At 46.4% G+C, this 491-nt stretch carries 1 pseudogene; it reads right to left on the reverse strand.

Annotated features, from left to right (window positions below):
- Positions 1 to 491, reverse strand: a pseudogene (locus DS2_RS20650) (hypothetical protein); the annotation flags it as partial.

Below are 491 nucleotides of genomic sequence, written 5' to 3' on the forward strand. Positions count from 1 at the left end.
AGAATCTGCTTCAGTCACCGTTAGGTTGGCCATTGAGCCTGCATTTAAGGTTAATGCACCAACTGAATCAACCGTTACATCACCTGCTCCTGTGACTTCTAAGGTTAATCCGTCTGTTTCGTCTATATCTACATCGCCTGTGCCTGAATCAACCACTAAGGTGCTGAGACTATGCGTATTGGTGTTTAACGTGATATCTGCATTGCCCGCTGAGCTATCAATATCTGTTGTACCTGATACGGTTAAGGTTCCTGAGCCTGATACCGCGCCACCTGTGGTCACCGTCAATGCTGAGGTGGTGACATCACCTAAATCAAGTGCGTCTGTTTCGTCTATATCAATTGCACCTGTGCCTGCATCGGCTGTGAAGGTATTTAAGCTATGCGTATTGTTGTCTAAGACTATTGCACCATTGGCTGTTGAGGTATCTAGGTCTGTGGTGCCTGTTACTGTTAACGCGCCTGCATCTGTAACAGAATCTGCTTCAGTCA

This window comes from Catenovulum agarivorans DS-2 (genome assembly GCF_000568405.1).
GTDB lineage: Bacteria > Pseudomonadota > Gammaproteobacteria > Enterobacterales > Alteromonadaceae > Catenovulum > Catenovulum agarivorans_A.